The sequence below is a fragment of the Qipengyuania gaetbuli genome, from assembly GCF_009827315.1.
GTDB lineage: Bacteria > Pseudomonadota > Alphaproteobacteria > Sphingomonadales > Sphingomonadaceae > Qipengyuania > Qipengyuania gaetbuli.
Genome location: NZ_WTYF01000003.1, coordinates 137,069 through 155,763 on the forward strand (window position 1 = coordinate 137,069; position 18,695 = coordinate 155,763).

9 protein-coding genes are annotated in these 18,695 nt (G+C 63.5%); 8 read left to right on the forward strand and 1 reads right to left on the reverse strand.

What is annotated here, in order from left to right:
* Positions 1 to 88: 88 nt before the first annotated feature.
* From GRI42_RS00915 to GRI42_RS00925, 3 genes are all read left to right on the forward strand, one after another.
* On the forward strand, positions 89 to 1,537 hold the full coding sequence (locus tag GRI42_RS00915) for an ATP-binding protein (protein WP_160606193.1): 1,449 nt from the start codon (positions 89 to 91) through the stop codon (positions 1,535 to 1,537).
* 136 nt (positions 1,538 to 1,673) lie between these two features.
* Positions 1,674 to 4,250, forward strand: a complete 2,577-nt coding sequence (clpB, locus tag GRI42_RS00920; protein ID WP_160606194.1) for an ATP-dependent chaperone ClpB — start codon at positions 1,674 to 1,676, stop codon at positions 4,248 to 4,250.
* 396 nt (positions 4,251 to 4,646) lie between these two features.
* Positions 4,647 to 8,057 carry a TonB-dependent receptor domain-containing protein gene (locus GRI42_RS00925; RefSeq protein WP_160606195.1) on the forward strand — a complete coding sequence of 1,137 codons (3,411 nt, stop codon included), beginning with the start codon at positions 4,647 to 4,649 and terminating at the stop codon, positions 8,055 to 8,057.
* 849 nt (positions 8,058 to 8,906) lie between these two features.
* On the opposite strand, the gene GRI42_RS00930 is transcribed toward GRI42_RS00925, so the two are convergent.
* Positions 8,907 to 11,945, reverse strand: coding sequence for a TonB-dependent receptor domain-containing protein (locus GRI42_RS00930; protein WP_160606196.1), 3,039 nt, complete (start codon positions 11,943 to 11,945; stop codon positions 8,907 to 8,909).
* Between the two features lie 422 nt (positions 11,946 to 12,367).
* Here GRI42_RS00930 and GRI42_RS00935 point away from each other — a divergent pair, with 422 nt between their 5' ends.
* The 5 genes from GRI42_RS00935 to GRI42_RS00955 all read left to right on the forward strand — a co-directional run bounded on the left by GRI42_RS00935 (position 12,368) and on the right by GRI42_RS00955 (position 18,655).
* Positions 12,368 to 13,540, forward strand: a complete 1,173-nt coding sequence (locus GRI42_RS00935) for an acetyl-CoA C-acetyltransferase (RefSeq protein WP_160606197.1) — start codon at positions 12,368 to 12,370, stop codon at positions 13,538 to 13,540.
* A 27-nt stretch (positions 13,541 to 13,567) separates the two neighbouring features.
* Positions 13,568 to 14,353: an SDR family NAD(P)-dependent oxidoreductase gene (locus GRI42_RS00940; RefSeq protein ID WP_160606198.1), complete on the forward strand. Its 786-nt coding sequence runs from the start codon at positions 13,568 to 13,570 to the stop codon at positions 14,351 to 14,353.
* Between the two features lie 156 nt (positions 14,354 to 14,509).
* Complete coding sequence (locus GRI42_RS00945; protein ID WP_160606199.1) at positions 14,510 to 17,077, forward strand: zinc-dependent metalloprotease; 2,568 nt, start codon at positions 14,510 to 14,512, stop codon at positions 17,075 to 17,077.
* A gap of 167 nt (positions 17,078 to 17,244) precedes the next feature.
* Entirely contained in the window at positions 17,245 to 18,117 is an 873-nt protein-coding gene (locus tag GRI42_RS00950) for a crotonase/enoyl-CoA hydratase family protein (RefSeq protein ID WP_160606200.1), read from the forward strand.
* Between the two features lie 67 nt (positions 18,118 to 18,184).
* Positions 18,185 to 18,655, forward strand: coding sequence for a MarR family winged helix-turn-helix transcriptional regulator (locus tag GRI42_RS00955; RefSeq protein ID WP_160606201.1), 471 nt, complete (start codon positions 18,185 to 18,187; stop codon positions 18,653 to 18,655).
* The last annotated feature ends 40 nt before the right edge of the window (positions 18,656 to 18,695 follow it).

Consider the following 18,695-nt stretch of genomic DNA (forward strand, 5'->3'; position numbering starts at 1 on the left):
CGGCCTGCGACGAACGGTGCAATCTCGCTGGGCAAAACCGCCGCGCGGCTATTTCGTTAACGGGATTCGGCTGGCTAGCCAGAGCCTTGTGACCACCAGCATCACCATCGGCCATGAAGCCACCGGCAAGCCGGTCCTCTTCGATATCGAGGAGCTGCTTGCCACGCGCCTGCTCGTCCAGGGCAATTCCGGCAGCGGCAAGTCGCACCTGCTGCGCCGCCTGATCGAGGAAAGCGCCGGCATGGTCCAGCAGGTCGTGATCGATCCGGAAGGCGACTTTCCCTCGCTGGCGGAAGAATTCGGCCACGTAGTCATAGACGGCTCGGCCTATTCGCCGGCAGAGATCGAGGCGCTGGCCCGCCGCATCCGCGAACACCGTGCCAGCGTGGTGCTCGATCTCGACGGACTGGAGGTGGAGCAGCAGATCCGCTGCGCCGCCCAGTTCCTGACCGCGCTGTTCGATGCCCCGCGCGAGCACTGGTATCCGGTGCTGGTGGTGGTGGACGAGGCGCAGATGTTCGCGCCTGCCGTGGCGGGCGAGATCGCCGAGGACACGCGGCGCATGACGCTGTCGGCCATGACCAACCTCATGTGCCGCGGCCGCAAACGCGGTCTGGCTGGCGTGGTGGCGACGCAGCGGCTGGCGAAGCTGGCGAAGAACGTCGCGGCCGAAGCGTCGAACTTCCTCATGGGGCGCACCTTCCTCGATATCGACATGGTCCGAGCCGCCGACCTGCTCGGCATGGAGCGGCGGCAGGCGGAACGCATCCGCGAGCTCGAGCGCGGGCATTTCCTCGCCCTCGGCCCGGCGATCACGCGCTTGCCGGTGGCGGTGAAGATCGGTCCGGTAAAAACGGGGCTCAAGGCCCGCGCCGAAGGGCTGATGGCGCTGCCCGACACGGCCCCTGCCGACATGGCCGACCTGCTCACCCGCGATCTTGCCAGCGATGTCTCCAAGGCGCCGCCGCCTCCCGCACCGCCGCCCGCGCCGCGCGTAGAGGAGATGGAGGACAGCATCGCGCGCGCAGAGGAGCGCCAGCTGGATGATCCGAGGCCCAGCGTAGACACCTCCGCCATCGTCTCGCGAATAGCGGAGATCATCGCCGAGCTGGCCGCAGAAGAAGGCATCGCCTTCCAGTCCGCCAGCGCGCAATACCAGACTTTCCTCACCCGCTGCCGCCGCGAGCGGCTGATCGGCCCGATGCCCGACATGCAGGGATTCCGGCGAAAGTTCGCAATTGCAGGGGCAGGGCTGGCCGAGCTGGACGAGGCCACGCAGGCGCAGATCATGCACCTGTCCGGCATGGTCGACGACGATTTGCTGGGCCCCTTCCTCGTCATCGCCAAGGCCGCCCATGCGGGCGAGACCGAGGTGGACGAGGACGCGCTCGCCCGCTCCTATGGCACCAGCTCGCCGGGCCGCATCCGCCGCCTGCTCGACCACCTCGAGCGGCAGGGCCTGATCGTGGTGCGCGAGGATTTCGGCGGCAGCCGCACCGTCATGGTGCCGGGGCTGGAAGGCCAACCGGCGGAATAATTTTCGCCTTGCCTCTCGCCAAGCGACACGGCACCCCTATATTCGAGTAACACACCTCGTGATTTTTGCGGGGGAGGGCTTGTGTTGCATAATCGCAACACCATATTCGAGCGGTAATTCTTACTGAGGGACAAGCATGAATCTCGAGAAGTTCACCGATCGCGCCAAGGGCTTCCTGCAGAGCGCGCAGACCGTGGCCATCCGCATGAGCCACCAGCGCATCTCGCCGCTGCACCTGCTGAAGGCTTTGCTGGAAGACAGCGAGGGCATGGCCGCGCAACTGATTCAGCGCGCCGGCGGCAATCCCGGCGTTGCCATCACCGAGGTCGACACCGCGCTCGGCAAGGTGCCGTCCGTGTCGGGCGGCGGGGCGCAGCAGACGCCCGGCCTCGACAATGATGCCGTGCGCGTGCTCGACCAGGCGGAACAGCTGGCCGAGAAGGCGGGCGACAGCTTCGTGCCCGTGCAGCGCCTGCTGCAGGCGCTCGCGCTGGCGGACAATGATGCCGGCCGCGCGCTGAAGTCGGCAGGCGTGGATGCCAAGTCGCTCGAAGCGGCCATCCAGGAAGCGACCAAGGGCCGCGCCGCGCACAGCGCCAGCGCCGAAGAAAGCTATGACGCGATGAAGAAGTACGCGCGCGACCTCACGCAGGCGGCGCGCGACGGCAAGCTCGATCCTGTCATCGGCCGCGACGAGGAAATCCGCCGCACGGTGCAGATTCTTGCTCGCCGCACCAAGAACAATCCCGCCCTCATCGGCGAACCCGGCACCGGCAAGACCGCAATCGCCGAAGGCCTCGCCCTGCGTATCGCCAATGGCGACGTGCCCGACAGCCTCAAGGGCCGCACGCTGATGGCACTCGACATGGGCGCGCTGATCGCCGGCGCGAAGTATCGCGGCGAGTTCGAGGAACGCTTGAAGGCGGTGCTCGATGAAGTGAAGGGCGCCGAAGGTCAGATCATCCTGTTCATCGACGAGATGCACACGCTGATCGGCGCAGGCGCTTCCGAAGGCAGCATGGACGCAGGCAATCTCCTCAAGCCCGCCCTGTCGCGCGGCGAACTCCACTGCATCGGCGCGACCACGCTCGACGAATACCAGAAGTATGTCGAGAAGGACCCGGCGCTCCAGCGGCGTTTCCAGCCCGTCTATATCGACGAGCCCACGGTCGAGGACACGATCTCGATCCTGCGCGGCATCAAGGACAAGTACGAGCTGCACCACGGCGTACGCATCACCGACGGTGCGATCGTCGCGGCGGCGCAGCTGTCGAACCGCTACATCCAGAACCGCTTCCTGCCCGACAAGGCCATCGACCTGATGGACGAGGCGGCCTCGCGCATCCGTATGGAGGTGGAGAGCAAGCCCGAGGAAATCGAAGGCCTGGATCGCCGCATCATCCAGCTGCGGATCGAGGAGCAGGCGCTGCAGAAGGAAACCGACAGTGCTTCCAAGGATCGCCTCGAGGCGCTGCGCAAGGAGTTGTCCGAACTCGAACAGCAGTCCTCCGAGCTGACCACCCGCTGGCAGAACGAGCGCGACAAGATCCACGCCGAGGCGCGGGTCAAGGAAGAGCTCGACCAGGCACGGCTGGAACTGGAACAGGCGCAGCGCGCGGGCGATCTCGCCAAGGCGGGCGAGCTGCAATACGGCCGCATTCCCGAGCTCGAGAAGAAGCTCGAGGAGGCCAGCGGCCACACCGACAACGCCCTGCTCAAGGAAGAAGTCACCGAAGACGACATCGCCGGCGTGGTTTCGCGCTGGACCGGCATTCCGGTCGACCGGATGATGGAAGGTGAGCGCGAAAAGCTGCTCGACATGGAAAACATCCTCGGCAAGCGGGTGATCGGCCAGAGCCAGGCGATCGATGCGGTGTCGAAGGCAGTGCGCCGTGCGCGCGCCGGCCTGCAGGATCCCGGCCGTCCGCTGGGCAGCTTCCTGTTCCTGGGCCCCACCGGCGTCGGCAAGACTGAACTGACCAAGGCGCTTGCCGGCTTCCTGTTCGACGACGACAGCGCGATGGTGCGCATCGACATGAGCGAGTTCATGGAAAAGCACGCAGTCGCCCGCCTGATCGGCGCGCCTCCGGGCTATGTGGGTTACGAGGAAGGCGGCGTGCTGACCGAGGCTGTACGGCGCAGGCCCTACCAGGTGGTGCTGTTCGACGAGGTCGAGAAGGCCCACACCGATGTCTTCAACGTGCTGTTGCAGGTGCTCGACGACGGGCGCCTGACCGACGGGCAGGGCAGGGTGGTGGATTTCAGCAACACGCTGATCATCCTCACCTCGAACCTCGGCAGCCAGTACCTCGCCAATCTCGACGATGGCCAGAAGGTCGAGGATGTCGAACCGCAGGTGATGGACGTGGTCCGCGGACACTTTCGCCCCGAGTTCCTCAATCGGCTGGACGAGATCATCCTGTTCCACCGCCTCGCGCAGGAGCACATGGCACCGATCGTCGATATCCAGGTCGCGCGGGTGCAGAAGCTGCTCAAGGACCGCAAGATCGTGCTCGACCTGACGGACGGCGCGAAGAAGTGGCTGGGCCGCGTCGGCTACGATCCGGTCTACGGTGCAAGGCCCCTCAAGCGCGCCGTCCAGCGCTATGTGCAGGACCCGCTGGCCGACATGATCCTGTCGGGCAAGGTGCCCGATGGATCGACCGTCCGGATCGACGAGGGCGACGGGCAGTTGGACATGAAGGTGAGCTGATATCGACGGGCGGGGCGCACCAGTCCCGCCCCGTCATGAACCTGCAAAATCCGCAGTGATTCGCGGTTTTTTTTCAATTCGCGAAAACTGGCGGCGCTCGGTCGCGAAAGAAAATTCCAGATCGGTTGCAATTACTAGACTGATAATTGCGCATAGGTTTGCACGGTTTCCCCTGACCGCCAGATTAATGTGGGATTTACGCAACATCTGCCCCAAATCCGCGTGGGTGCTTTGACACTTGCGGGGCGTTCACGCAGAACCACCCTCAGTTGGGACTGGGGGCTTTCAAAGTCCCGGGCATGATCATGACGGAACCGGACGCCACTAGGGGTGTGTCCGGTCTTGTTGTCCGGGGACACGGGGGCGCAGTTCCAGTTGTCGCGACTGGAGTAATCAATGCGAAAAATTCACACGAAAACCATCAAGGGTCTCGCCTTTTCGGCGTCGGCAATTGCGCTGACCGTCGGAAGCCAGGCTTTCGCCCAGGACGCCGATTGTCCTGAGGGCCAGGAAGAAGTGGGTGGCGAATGCGTCGCCGAAACCGTCGACGTAACCGACGCCAGCACGGAAGCCGTGCCGGGCGCGATCGTCGTTACCGGTTCGCGCATTCAGCGTAACGACACCTACAACAGCATCTCGCCGCTGCAGGTTCTCGAAACCGAAACGCTGCAGGACACCGGCCAGTTCGATACCGCCGCGATCCTCCAGCAGAGCGAATCCGCTGCCGGTATCCAGATCGATGCCACCTTCCAGGGCTTCGTGCTCAACAACGGCCCGGGCTCGCAGACCCTCGACCTTCGTGGTCTTGGTGCCGACCGCACCCTGCTGCTCGTCAACGGCCGCCGTCTCGCACCGGCCGGTGTCGAAGGCGCACCGAGCAACCCGTCGATCAACCTCATCCCGTCGTCGCTCGTAGCGCGTTACGACCTGCTGCTCGACGGTGCTTCGTCGGTCTACGGTTCGGACGCAGTTGCCGGCGTGGGTAACATCGTCCTGCGCAAGGACTTCGACGGCCTCGAACTGTTCGCCAGCGGCGACCTGAACGAACAGGGCGCAGGCAACGATTACCGCATCAGCGCTGCCTGGGGTAAGTACGGCAGCAACTGGAACTTCGGTATCGGCTTCGAATACCAGAAGCGCGACGAGATTAAGATCGGCGACCGCGACTTCCTCGCTGGTTGTAACACCCACTACGAAGTCACCGACAGCGGTGAAATCCGTACGCTGGGCATCTCGGACAACGCCAACACCCTGGCCGACAGCGGCGGCACCATCGGCGAAATCCCGACCGATTGTACGATCGACGCAGCGGTCCGCCGCATCATCCCGAACAGCCCGCTGTTCTTCAGCTCGATCTACTACGACGAGACCGTTTACCCGACCACCGGCCAGGCCGGTAACACGGGTATCCCGTTCTTCAGCGACGCCTTCGACGCATTCGGCAACCCTGTCGACCGCAACGGCGACGGCCTGCTGGACGTCAACTTCGCCGAAGTGACGCGTAACGGTACCGACCTCAGCCCCTCGTTCGTGAGCCCGCAGGACACGTACAACGTGATGGCTTACGGTGAGTACAGCTTCGGCGGCGACTACAATATCACGCCGTACTTCGAAGCGAACTACAGCCGCGCAGAAGTGACTGCCCGCAGCACCCAGCCGCAGCTGTTCCCGTACGTTCCGGGCAACAACCCGTTCAACCCCTGTAACATCGCCAACAACGACTGCGGTGACGACAACAACACCTTCGACGGTCTTTACACCTTCGCTGGTGGCGCTTTCGCCCGTCCGACCGGCCGCTCCTATGTGGTCCGTCCGGTTGTCGGCGTGGACGGCGACCGTAACGTGGTCGAGACGGTGCAGGAGCAGTATCGCGGTGTCTTCGGCATCCGCGGCGACCTGCCCTTCATCAATTTCGGCCCGGGCAACGACTGGACCTTCGATATCTCGGGCGTGTACTCGCGTTCGGAAGGTACCTCGTCGCGTGCCGGTATCCGTGAAGACCGTCTCGCCCTGGCACTGGGTCTCGACCCGAGCGTGACCAGCGCGACCCGCTTCGCGACCCCGCCGGTCCTCTCGAGCGGTCCTTGCGGTACCACTGGCTTCCGTAACCCGGACAACCTTCAGCCCGACGTGGTTGCAGGCTGTGTGCCCGTGAACCTCTTCGCGCCGAGCCTCTACCAGACCGCGGTTGGCGACTTCGCCACCCAGGCCGAACGTGACTACCTGTTCGACACGCGTGACTTCGACACGACCTACGAACAGACGATCATCTCGGCTTACCTGCAGGGTAGCGTTTTCGAACTGCCCGGCGGCACCGCCAAGATGGTGATCGGTGGTGAATACCGTAACGACTCGCTCGCATCGATCCCCGATGCCGTCGCTTCGGAAGGCCTGTTCTTCGGCTTCTTCGCCGACCAGGGCGCGACCGGCAGCAAGGAAATCTGGGAAGCCTTCGGCGAAATCGATCTTCCGCTCATGTCGGGTGAAACGCTGGTCGAAGACCTGCGCGTCAACCTGTCGGGCCGTGTGACCGAAGACGAATTCTACGGCACCAACGGTACCTACTCGCTGAAGTTCGGCTGGCGTCCGATCGAGCAGCTGCTCGTGAAGTTCTCCTACGGTACGTCGTTCCGTTCGCCGAACCTGCGCGAACTGTTCCTGGCCGGTCAGTCGGGCTTCGGTGGCATCACCGACCCCTGCGCCGTCCCGGCAGCGGCCTACGCGCCGCTGGCAGGCGGCTACCAGGCAGCCAACGACACGCGTGATGCTTCGGTCCTCGACAACTGCCGCCGTGAAGGCCGCGATCCGACCACGGTCGGTACCGACGGTGCGAACACGGTCACCGTGCCGAGCGTCGAAATCACCTCGGGTGGTAGTTTCGCGCTGGATCCGGAAACCTCGACCTCGATCACGACCGGCTTCGCTTTCGAAGAGTCGTTCGGCCCGATCGATTTCGGCTTCAACTTCAACTACTACGACATCAACGTGAAGGGTGCGATCGCAGAACCGACCGGCCAGTTCATCGTCAACCAGTGCTTCCTGCGCGACGATGGCCAGCGTTCGAACTTCTGTGACTTCATCCAGTACGACACCGACCCGGCTTCGCGTCAGCTGATCACGGACGTCTTCGCAGGCTTCGTGAACATCAACGAAGAAGCGGTCCGCGGTATCGACCTGAACGCCAGCTTCGGTGCTGATGTCGCTGCCTTCGGCAAGGACATCCGTCTCGGCCTGAACCTGCGTGCCAACCACCTGATCCAGCGTGACTCGGTCTTCCTGACCGACACCGGTGAACCGACGGTGGACAGCGACGCCGGTGAGTTCGGCTTCCCGTCCTGGACGGGTCGCGCGATCTTCAGCGCCCAGGTCGACAACGTGACCTTCACCTGGCAGACCCGCTACATCGGCGAGACCGAGCAGCAGGAAGACGGTATCGACCCGCTGTCGGATGCCTTCGGACGTGGTCCGGACGGCCAGCCGACCGGCTTCATCGGTAACACCTGCCTTGGTAACGGTTCGGGCAGCAACGATCCGGTCACCGGCGAGTTCATCCCCGACGGTATCGTTGCGGGTGACGGCGTGTTCTGCCGCGACATCGGCTACGCCGACGATTACTTCGTCAGCAACGCCTCGCTGCGCTTCGACTTCGACAGCTTCGACATCCGCGTCGGTGTTTCGAACATCTTCGACAAGAAGCCGCCGCTCATCGACACCAACGAAGTGCTCGGCATCTCGAACACTCCGATCGGTAACGGCTACGACCTCAACGGTCGTGAGTACTTCGCCTCGATCGGCGTGAAGTTCTAATCCGATCTGGCCGGTAACGGCCGACAAGGCGGCCCCGTACTTCGGTACGGGGCCGTTTTTGTATCTAGCGTCCACGTGGACGATGACGGCCGCTGACTGGCTTGCAAGGTTGCAGGCTCCACGCCTGTTCAAGCACTGGACAAGAGTTGCCCGGCCGGGCGTCAGGAAGGGCGTCACGGGCGTTCGGTCCGGAGGTCATTGCCCATCGCGCGCGCCCTTGCACGCAAGCTAAGACAGTCGTCTTCTCGTGGAGTGGGCGCACCCCTTCTCGCAAGAACGTGTGAGGCACGACGGTACACCTCCGGTAGCCCTGAGGCGAGTGCGCCGAATGGGACTATCCTGACCGGTTCGCACGCGCTCTGCATGCATGCAGGGCGGGGCGAACTGGCTGCCCGGCCGGAGCGATGCCTACGGGGAGGTGAAGCCGCCCCTCGTCGCGATGGCCCCAGGGCCATTGGGCGATAGGCTCAAGCGTTCGTTGATGTGAGCAAGCCTGGCTGCACCCTTGATGCCAAGGCCTGCGGACCGGACCGTTCCATCCGGCCTCTAATTCGCACGGATTTGACCTGGCAAGAGCCCTGCCTCGGGTATCTGGCTCTGCCCTTTCAGGCTCGGGCCAAGGTCCGTCGGCACGCGACTGCCGAAGCAGCCGGGACACGTTCGGCTTGCAGGCACGCGGATTACCGTGGCGCGGTGGTGACGTGACCCCAGCAGCGATTGGGAGGGCAGGGGGAGTACCACGCCAGCGCCAGGCCCCCGCGAGGCACCACCCGGCGCCCACCTGCAGCAGGCAAAGAAAAAGCCGCGGACCTTTCGGTCCGCGGCTCCTTCGTAGGGTTTAGCTTCTTCTTATTCGCCGAAACGGATGTTCAGGCCTGCGAAGAAGGTCCGACCGGTGTCGAAGATGGTCGGATAGGTGTTGCCGTTGCCCAGCGGCGGACCCGACGATGCGCTGACCGGCGGGTTCTGGTTGAGCAGGTTGTTCACACCGAAACGAAGCGTGATCTGGTCGGTGACGTCGTAGAACATCGACAGATCGACGTAGTCGACGGCCGGCAGGTTGTCGTCGATGAACGACTCATCCGGACCAACGTCTTCGCCACCGAAGGCATCGACTTCGCTGTAGTGACGCCACGCGACGGTAGCGTTCAGGTTGAAGTCGGTTTCCCAGGTGACCGCGAGACGGTGACGGTACTTCGGGTTCACCGGCTCAAGACAGCCGTTGTCCGAGTAACCTGCGCAGACGATCGGATCCGAACCCGGGAAGGGCACGAAGTCCGCCTTGTCGAGGTAGGTCGCCGCGTAGTTGAAGCGCAGACCGCCGAGGCTACCGATGTTGGTGCTGTAGCTGATCTGGCCGTCAAGGCCCGAAGTCGACAGTTCAGCGATGTTCAGGTTGGTCTGCTGGAAGCCGGTGCCGGCGAAGCCGGAAGCCAGCGTACCACCAGGGCCACGCGTGATCAGGTCACAGAACGTCGGATCGCCCGTTGCAAGGCAGTTATCCAGCGAGACCTGAGCAGCGATACCTGCGCTGATGTAGTCTTCGACGGTGATGTCGAAGTAGTCGACCGAGATCGAGAGACCCGGGACGAAGGTCGGTTCGAAAACCGCACCGAAGGTCCAGGTGTCCGAGCTTTCCGGCTGCAGCTGCGGGTTACCACCGGTCAGTGCCTGGGTCTGGCCCGAGATCACGTCGAAGATGTTACCGTACTGAGCCGCGGTCACGCCGGTGTTGGCGCAAGCAGCGAGGCTGGCGATCGGAGCGTCAGAGGCGCAGGGATCGTACAGCTGGACGCCGTTTGCGTTGGTGCCGGCAACGTTGAGGTTCGGCAGGCCCGTGTTCTGGCCCGTGAAGAGCTCGATCACGTTCGGTGCACGAACCGCGCGCTGGAAGTTGGCACGCAGGGTCAGGCTGTCCACCGGAGCCCAGCTCAGCTGAACACCGAAGGCGTCCGTACCGAAGCTGTTGGTGGTGCCATTGCCTTCGGCTTCATATTCCGAGTGGCGATACTGACCGGCAAGAACCAGTTCGTTGAAGAACGGACGATCGGTGATCAGCGGGATCTGCAGTTCAGTGTAGATCTCGTGAACGTCGACGCGACCTGCGACAGGCAGGGTTGCGCCGCCGACGCCGGTGAAGCCACCGCCCGGAACCTGGCTGATTTCGTCCGGAATAGCTTCCAGCTTGTCCTGGCGATATTCCGCACCGACGAGGAAGGCGATGCCTTCTTCGGAGAGCGGCGACTTGAAGCCGTAATCACCAAGGTCGGCCTGCAGGTTGGCACCCATGACCAGCTGCGAGGTTTCACCGATCACGATGCCGACGCCCTGGACGAAGTCCGTCTGGTCCGACGTGATGGCGGTGGTGCCATCGGGGTTACGCTGGAACGGGTTGTAGGGAACACAACCGCCCGACTGGTCGACGCAGACCACGTTGCCATTGGCATCGGTCGTAGCGAACAGCGCCTGCTGCAGCTTGGCGACGACGAAGTCGTTGGTCGAGGTCGAGATGTCCGAAGTTTCGGCGTACGAACCGAAAGCTTCCCAGTCCCAGATATCGGCGAAGGTGCCGCGGAAACCGCCGACAAGACGGAAGGTCGAGTTGTCGAGACGCGAGTTACGCGGGCCGCCTTCGACGTTACGGTGCGAGGCGGTGATGCCGCTCACGATCGTGCCGTCGATGATGTCCTGCGCCGAACAACCGAACAGGTCCGTCAGGCTGATGCCCGGGGTGTTCTGGATGTACGGGTTGTCGCAGTTGATCGACCAGTTACCGAACGAAGCCGATTCAGCGATCTGCGCGTCGGAGAAGTTGTCGATATAGCTGATATCGGCAAAGGCTTCGACGTTTTCGGCGATTTCGTAATACGCCTTACCGTAGAGGGTGAAACGCTCGGACGGACGCTGGAAGAAGTTGCGCTGACCGAAGTTGTAGGTCTGGGCAGGGCCACCGACGTAGCGGATGATGTTGCCGTTCTCTTCCTGGAAAGCGAACGAAACGGGGTTGCCGCTTGCATCCACTGCAGTCGAGTTGGCGCTACCGAACAGGCGGAAGTTACCCGAACCGACGCAGCCGACGCCTTCGAAGCCACGGCTCGAGGGGCCTACCGTACAGGCAGAGAATGCGCGGTTGTTCTGGGTGACGGCTTCACGCTTTTCGTAGTTGGCGTAAATCGTGACGTTACCGCGACCGTCGGCGGTGTTCGTGCCGAACATACCGGTGACCGAGTATTCAACACCGTCGATGATCGGATCCGGCTTCGGCTGGTTGGCGCTGTCAAGGACGCCTTCCCAGAAGTCGATGTCGTTGCCGTGCTGCTGGAAGCCGCCCTGGAAGTCCAGTTCGACGCCTTCGAAGTCACGCTTGAGGATGAAGTTGGCAACACCGCCGACTGCGTCCGAACCGTAAACTGCCGATGCACCACCCGTCAGGATGTCGACGCGCTCGATCAGCTGGGTCGGGATAAGGTCGATGTTGGCAGCCGAGATCTGCGACGAACCGTAGGGCAGGCGACGACCGTCGATCAGGACGAGCGTACGGTTTGCACCGAGGCCGCGAAGGTTCAGCGTTGCAGTACCCGAGGCGCCGTTCGAGACTTCACCGGCTTGGCCGGCGAAAACCTGCGGCAGCTGGTTCACGAGGTCTTCGATACGGACAGTACCGGTGGCCTGGATCTGCTCGCTCGAAACCGAAAGGACGGGAGCTGCGCTCTCGAGGTTCGGGTTTGCGTTAAGACGCGTACCCGTCACGATGATGGCCGGTGCGGCTTCTTCCGAGGCTGCGGTGTCGGTGACATCCGCATCCTGGGCGAAGGCCGGAGCCGCCACCATGGCCAGAGCGACGGACAGCGATCCGGCGCTAAGGCGAAGTTGCGTAGATTTTTTCATCTGGTTTCATACCCTTATGAAGTGCCCGCACCGCCGGAGCGGCGAAGGCGTTGCAGGTTGGGTAGCCCAGGCGCCGTGCCAAAGCGCAGCCCATGGTCCCCCAACCAAATGCGGTGGGTGAAGGCCTTGGAGCCACTGGTCTTCATGCCAGATTCTCCCCTCGTCCATTCCCTGCGCGACGGACTACGCCTTATGACGGTTTGATGAAAAGGACTGCGCACCCTTGCGAGCAATTTGCATCCTATGGTGTAGCATTGCTGCAACACCGTTTTTTTGGCCGTTTTCCGGGATTTTCGGCTGATAACGTTCTTTTGTCGCAACCATGCAACGCACACCCGCACCCGCCGCTTTTCGCAGTTGACGTAAACGGAAAGCGATCCTAGCCCGTAGCAAATCGAAACCAACTTTTACCGGAGAGAGCAATGCCCGAAGCCTATATCGTCGAAGCCGTCCGTACTGCCGGGGGCCGTCGCGGAGGGCGCCTTGCCGGTATCCATCCCGTCGACCTCGCTGCAAAGTCGCTCGATGCGATCATGGAGCGTTCGGGGCTCGAGGCGAAGGCCATCGACGATGTGGTGATGGGTTGCGTCAGCCAGGGCGGTGAACAGGCCATGCAGGTCGGCCGCAATGCCGTGCTCGCTGCCAAGCGCCTCGGCGAAGGCGTGCCGGCTGTCACCATCGACCGCCAGTGCGGTTCCTCGCAGCAGGCGATCCAGTTCGCCGCGCAGGCCGTGATGAGCGGGACGCAGGACGTCGTCATCGCCAGCGGCGTGGAAAGCATGACCCGCGTGCCGATGGGCTCGACCGCCATGTTCCACATGAAAGAGGGGCTGGGGAACTACAAGTCGCCTGGCCTCGAAGAAAAATACCCCGGTATCCAGTGGTCGCAGTTCATGGGCGCCGAGATGATCGTGAAGAAGCACGGCTTTACCAAGGACGATCTCGACCGTTTCTCCCTGTCGAGTCACCAGAAGGCGATCGAGGCGACCCGTTCGGGCGCATTCAATGCCGAGATCGTCCCGGTCGAGGTGGAAACGCCCGAAGGCACGGAAATGCACACGGTCGATGAAGGCATCCGCTTCGATGCGACACTGGAATCGATTTCCTCGGTCAAGCTGCTCAGCCCTGAAGGCACGATCACCGCAGCCACCAGCAGCCAGATCTGCGACGGGTCGAGCGCAGTGCTGGTCGTGAGCGAGAAGGCACTCAAGGAATACGGCCTCACCCCGATGGCGCGCATTCATAACCTGACCGTCACGGCAGGCGATCCGGTGATCATGCTGGAAGAACCGCTGTTCGCCACCGACCGCGCGCTCCAGCGGGCCGGCATGAAGATCGAGGACATTGACCTTTTCGAGGTCAACGAGGCCTTCGCCCCGGTCCCGCTCGCCTGGCTGAAGCACACCGGTGCCGATCCCGACCGCCTCAACGTCAACGGCGGCGCGATTGCGCTCGGCCACCCGCTCGGCGCAAGCGGCACCAAGCTGATGGCAACGCTCGTCCACGCGCTCAAGGCGCGCGGCAAGAAATACGGCCTGCAGACGATGTGCGAAGGCGGCGGCGTCGCCAATGTCACCATCGTTGAATCGCTCTAATCACCCCCATTTCGAGAGGATCTTTCCATGCAAGTTTCAGCCAATACCCCCGCAGTCGTCACCGGCGGCGCATCGGGCCTCGGTGAAGCCACCGCCCGCGCGCTGGCGGCCAAGGGCGCCAAGGTCGCCATCTTCGACATGAACGAAGAGAAGGGCGAAGCGGTCGCCAAGGACATCGGCGGCATCTTCTGCAAGGTCAACGTCATGAGCGACGAAGACGTCGATGCCGGTTTCGCCAAGGCCCGTGAAGCGCACGGCCAGGAACGCATCCTCGTCAACTGCGCGGGTATCGGCAACGCGATGAAGACGGCCAGCCGCGACAAGCAGACGGGCGAGATCAAGCACTTCCCGCTGTCCGCCTTCGAATTCATCATCCAGGTGAACCTCATCGGCACCTTCCGCTGCATCGCCAAGTCGGCTGCCGGCATGATGACGCTCGACCCGCTGTCGGAAGACGGCGATCGCGGTGCCATCGTCAACACGGCATCGGTTGCCGGTGAAGACGGCCAGATCGGCCAGGCCGCCTATTCCGCGTCGAAGGGCGGCGTCATCGGCATGACCCTGCCGATCGCGCGCGACCTGATGCAGGAAGGCATCCGCGTGAACACCATCCTGCCGGGCATCTTCAACACCCCGCTGATGAACGCCGCCCCGCCGCAGGTGAAGGAAGCGCTGGCCGCTTCGGTCCCGTTCCCCAAGCGTCTCGGCAACCCGGAAGAATACGCCATGCTCGCCATGACCATGATCGAGTGCGGCTATTTCAACGGCGAGGACGTGCGCCTCGACGGTGCGATCCGCATGGCGCCGCGCTAAGCGCGTTTCCGGTAACAGGCAAAATCCAGTGCCGCTCGTCCCGCAAGGGGCGGGCGGCACTTGCTTTTCAGGGGTTAGCCTCGCCGTCTAATCGCTTGCTTTTTCTTCGCGAAAGCCGATCACTTCGCGCCGGGACTCGGCACGAGGGGGATTTCGATGAAGAAGGCATTTCTGTTCCTGGGCGCTGCCCTGCTGGCAACCGGCACGGCGCAGGCCAAGGACAAGGACAAGGACGAAGCCAAGGAAAAAGGCGGCGAAGAAGCGGCCAAGACGCTCGCCCAGTTCGTCGAAGGTTTCCGCAAGACCGACGGCCTCTTCCCGCTTTATCGCGATCCCAAGACCGGCGAGGTCTATCTCGAACTCGACGCCGACCAGCTGGGCAGCGAGTTCATCTATTTCACCTACACCGAAAACGGCCCGGTCGAGGCCAACCATTTCCGCGGCAATTTCCGCGACAACCGCATCGTCACCTTCAACAAGAAGTACGACCGCGTCGAAGTGGAGGCGGTCAACACCAGCTTCTATTTCGATCCCGACAGCGCGCTCGCCCGCGCTTCGGAAGCGAACATTGCCCGCGCGCCCATCGGCAACGTCAAGATTGCCGCCACCAGCGAAGATGGCCGCAAGTTCCTGATTTCCGCAGACGCGTTGCTGGAAAAGGAAGCGCTGTCGCAGATCAGGCCTTGGCAGTCGCCCGACGACAAGCCCGGCTCCGCCTTCGCGCTGGGCGAATTGTCCGAAGACAAGACGCAGATTTCCACCTTCGCCAATTTCCCCGACAACACCGACATCCGCGTCGAATACGTCTTCGACAATCCCAAGCCGTTCCATTTCGGCGGTGCCGACATCACCGATGCGCGGTCGGTCGCGATCCTGGTGCAGCATTCTTTCCTGAAGATGCCTGCTCCTGGTTTCGAACCGCGCGCCGACGATTTCCGCGTGGGCTATTTCACCAACCAGAAGACCGACCTGACATCGATCGAGCATGCGCCCTACCGCGACGTGATCAACCGCTGGCGGCTGGAAAAGAAGGACCCGTCGGCGGCGGTATCCGACCCGGTCAAGCCGATCACCTTCTGGATCGAGAACACCACGCCGATGGAACTGCGCGGCACAATCCGCGACGCGACGCTGGCCTGGAACGAAGCATTCGAGGCGGCCGGTATCTCCAACGCGATCGAGGTGCAGATCCAGCCTGACGATGCGAGCTGGGATGCAGGCGACGTCCGCTACAACGTGATGCGCTGGACTTCATCGCCGACGCCCCCCTTCGGCGGATACGGCCCCAGCTTCACCAATCCGCGCACGGGCGAAATCATCGGCGCGGATATCATGCTGGAATTCATCTATCTGAAGAGCCGGATATGGCAGTCGGAGATCTTCGAAACGGCGGGCCTGCCTTCCTACGGAAAGTCCGTTCCGGGCATGGGACGTCATGCCGCCAATTGCACGCTTGCCGCCGATTTGCAGGCCAAGATGATGGCCGCACGTTCCGTCTTCGCGGCGCGCGGGCCGAGCGATGACGAACTGGACGAGCTGCTGAGGCAGGAACTGGCCTATCTCGTGCTGCACGAGGTGGGCCACACGCTGGGCCTGACGCACAACATGCGCTCCTCGTATTCGATACCGCTGTCCTCGCTTGGATCGAGTTCGGCCCTGCCGACCAATTCGGTGATGGATTACACCGAGATCAACATCGCGCCATCGGGCCAGCCACAGGGCCAGTTCGCGATTGCGCGGCCCGGCCCCTATGATGTCTGGGCCATCCAGTATGGCTATACGCCCGAAGAAAGCCTGCTGACTGCCATCGTAGCGCGCTCGACCGAACCGGCGCTGGTCTATGGCAATGATGCCGACGACATGCGCTCGCCCGGCACGCATATCGATCCGCGCGTGATGATCGACGATCTGTCGGACGATCCGATCGGCTGGGCAACGCAGCGCGCCGCGCTGGTCGACCAGACGCTCGCCGTGCTCGCCGACCGCGTGGTCGACAGCGGCGATACCTACCAGGCGCTGGTGAACAGCTATTACGGCCTGACCGGGCAGAAGGCGCGCGCGGCGAATATCGCCTCGCGCTGGATTGCGGGCGTCTACAATAACCGTTCGGTCGTCGGACAGCCGGGCGCGCAGCAGCCGCTGGTCCCTGTCTCGGTGGCCGAACAGCGCCGCGCGCTCGGCGTGGTCAGCAAGCTGGCCTTTGCGCCCGATGCCTTTTCGGCTGGCGAGAACCTGCTGAACCGCCTGCAGGTCGAACGTCGCGGCTTCGACATGTACGGGACCAATGTCGATCCCCAGCCGCATGCCCGGGCGTTGCGCGTCCAGCAGTCGCTGCTCGACCATCTGCTGCACCCCAATGTGCTCACGCGCCTTACCGACACGCGCCGCTATGGCGGGGCCTATCCGGTCAGCACTTACATGGCGGAACTGACCGGCGTGATGTTCGATGCGGACCGCTCAGGCCCGGTGAACACCTATCGCCAGAACCTGCAGGTGGAATATCTCACCCGCCTGATCGGTATCGCGTCGGGCGCAGGCGGCGGGATGGAGCCGACCCCCATGGGACCGCGGCCGCTGCCGACTTACGACTATGTCTCGCGCTCGGCCGCGCTGGCAGGGATCGCGCGGATCAAGGCGATAGCAGCAGGGCCTGCGGCGGATGCGGAAACGCGCGCCCACCGGGCCCACCTTGCCTCGCTGATCGCGGCGTTCGAGCGGCGGTAAGGTAAGGGCACGCTTTCCTACCACTTGTCTTCGCCGCTAGGCGTGGTGCATGGAAAGCAGCGAGAAAAAGCGCCTCGGGACCCGGCTGGGCGAGAGGGGAAGTATTTCCTCCCAGGACCCTGTTCCATGTGTTCCATCCTGTAGGCGCTAGAGGAGAGGGAATCCGAATGAGCGCCTACACGCAGATCAAGCTCGACATCGCCGATGGCGTGGCCATCGTCACGCTGCACCGGCCGGAGAAGATGAACGCCTTCACCCGCGTGATGATGGACGAGTTCATCGATGCGCTCGACGTGACCGATGCAGATGACAGCGTGCGCGCGGTGATCGTGACGGGGCATGGCGACCGCGCGTTCTGCGCCGGGGCCGATCTCACGCCGGAGGGCGGGGGGCATGTCTTCTCCGATCCCAACCCGGTGGAAAGCCTGTCCGACGAACGCGTGCGCGATGGCGGTGGTCGGCTGACGCTGCGCCTGTTCAACTCGCAGAAGCCGCTGATCGGCGCTTGCAACGGCGTAGCCGTAGGGGTGGGCGCGACCATGCAGCTGCCTTTCGACATCCGGCTGGCGAGCGACAATGCGCGGTTCGGCTTCGTCTTCGCGCGGCGCGGTATCACGCCGGAAGCGTGTTCAAGCTGGTTCCTGCCTCGCCTCGTCGGGATGCAGACCGCGCTCGAATGGTGCATGACGGGCCGCGTCTTCGATGCGCAGGAAGCGCTGGATCGCGGACTGGTCCGCTCGCTCCACCCGCAGGCAGAGCTGATGGATGCCGCGATGGGTATCGCCCGCGAGATCGCTGACAACACCTCGGCGGTGTCTGTTGCCATGACCCGCGCGATGCTGTGGCGCCTCTCGCCGCTCGAGCATCCGATGATGGCGCACCGCGTGGACAGCCGCGCAATCTACCGCCTCAGCCGCAGCGCGGATGCGAAGGAAGGCATCGCCAGCTTCCTCGAGAAGCGTGCGCCCGCCTATCCCGACACGGTCAGCGGCAACATGCCCGACTTTTACCCCTGGTGGGACGAACCCGGGTACGAATAGTAACGCTTGTGACGGTTACAGACGCAACGGTCTTGCCAAGGCGCGCCGCCTTCGCAAGGGTGGCGTCATGTCGAAACGCCAACCTGCCAAGCGCCTAGCGGACTTCCTGCCGTACCAGCTGTCGGTCGCCTCCAACGCGGTCTCGACGCGCATTGCGGAGCAGTATCGCAAGCGGTTCGCGCTCAAGACCACCGAATGGCGCATCATGGCGGTGCTCGGCGACAGCGGCCCGTTGACCCAGCGAGAGCTTTCGCAGCTCACGCTGATGGACAAGGTACCGGTCAACCGCGCCTGCAAGACGCTGGAAAGCCGCGGGCTGGCCGAACGCGCGCCTAATGCGAAGGACGGGCGCTCTCACCTGCTGGCACTGACCGCGGAGGGCAGGGCAGTCCATGCCGGCATCATGCCCCTGGCCCTGACGATCGAGCGCGAGATGTTCTCGGTGCTCGACGAGAGCGAGCAGGGGGCCCTGCGCGACATGCTCGCCCGCGTGCGCGACAATGCAGGGGACTTCGATGCAGAAAGCCTGGCCGACTAGGAAGTCGACCAGGCTCTCGATAACGACCCGCTTTTCTGCC

What these genes read in the sequence shown, in the direction of transcription:
- clpB (WP_160606194.1), top strand. Translation starts at nt 1,674, where the DNA reads ATGAATCTCGAGAAGTTCACCGATCGCGCCAAGGGCTTCCTGCAGAGC.
- GRI42_RS00925 (WP_160606195.1), top strand. Translation starts at nt 4,647, where the DNA reads ATGCGAAAAATTCACACGAAAACCATCAAGGGTCTCGCCTTTTCGGCG.
- GRI42_RS00930 (WP_160606196.1), bottom strand. Translation starts at nt 11,945, where the DNA reads ATGAAAAAATCTACGCAACTTCGCCTTAGCGCCGGATCGCTGTCCGTC.
- GRI42_RS00935 (WP_160606197.1), top strand. Translation starts at nt 12,368, where the DNA reads ATGCCCGAAGCCTATATCGTCGAAGCCGTCCGTACTGCCGGGGGCCGT.
- GRI42_RS00940 (WP_160606198.1), top strand. Translation starts at nt 13,568, where the DNA reads ATGCAAGTTTCAGCCAATACCCCCGCAGTCGTCACCGGCGGCGCATCG.
- GRI42_RS00945 (WP_160606199.1), top strand. Translation starts at nt 14,510, where the DNA reads ATGAAGAAGGCATTTCTGTTCCTGGGCGCTGCCCTGCTGGCAACCGGC.
- GRI42_RS00950 (WP_160606200.1), top strand. Translation starts at nt 17,245, where the DNA reads ATGAGCGCCTACACGCAGATCAAGCTCGACATCGCCGATGGCGTGGCC.
- GRI42_RS00955 (WP_160606201.1), top strand. Translation starts at nt 18,185, where the DNA reads ATGTCGAAACGCCAACCTGCCAAGCGCCTAGCGGACTTCCTGCCGTAC.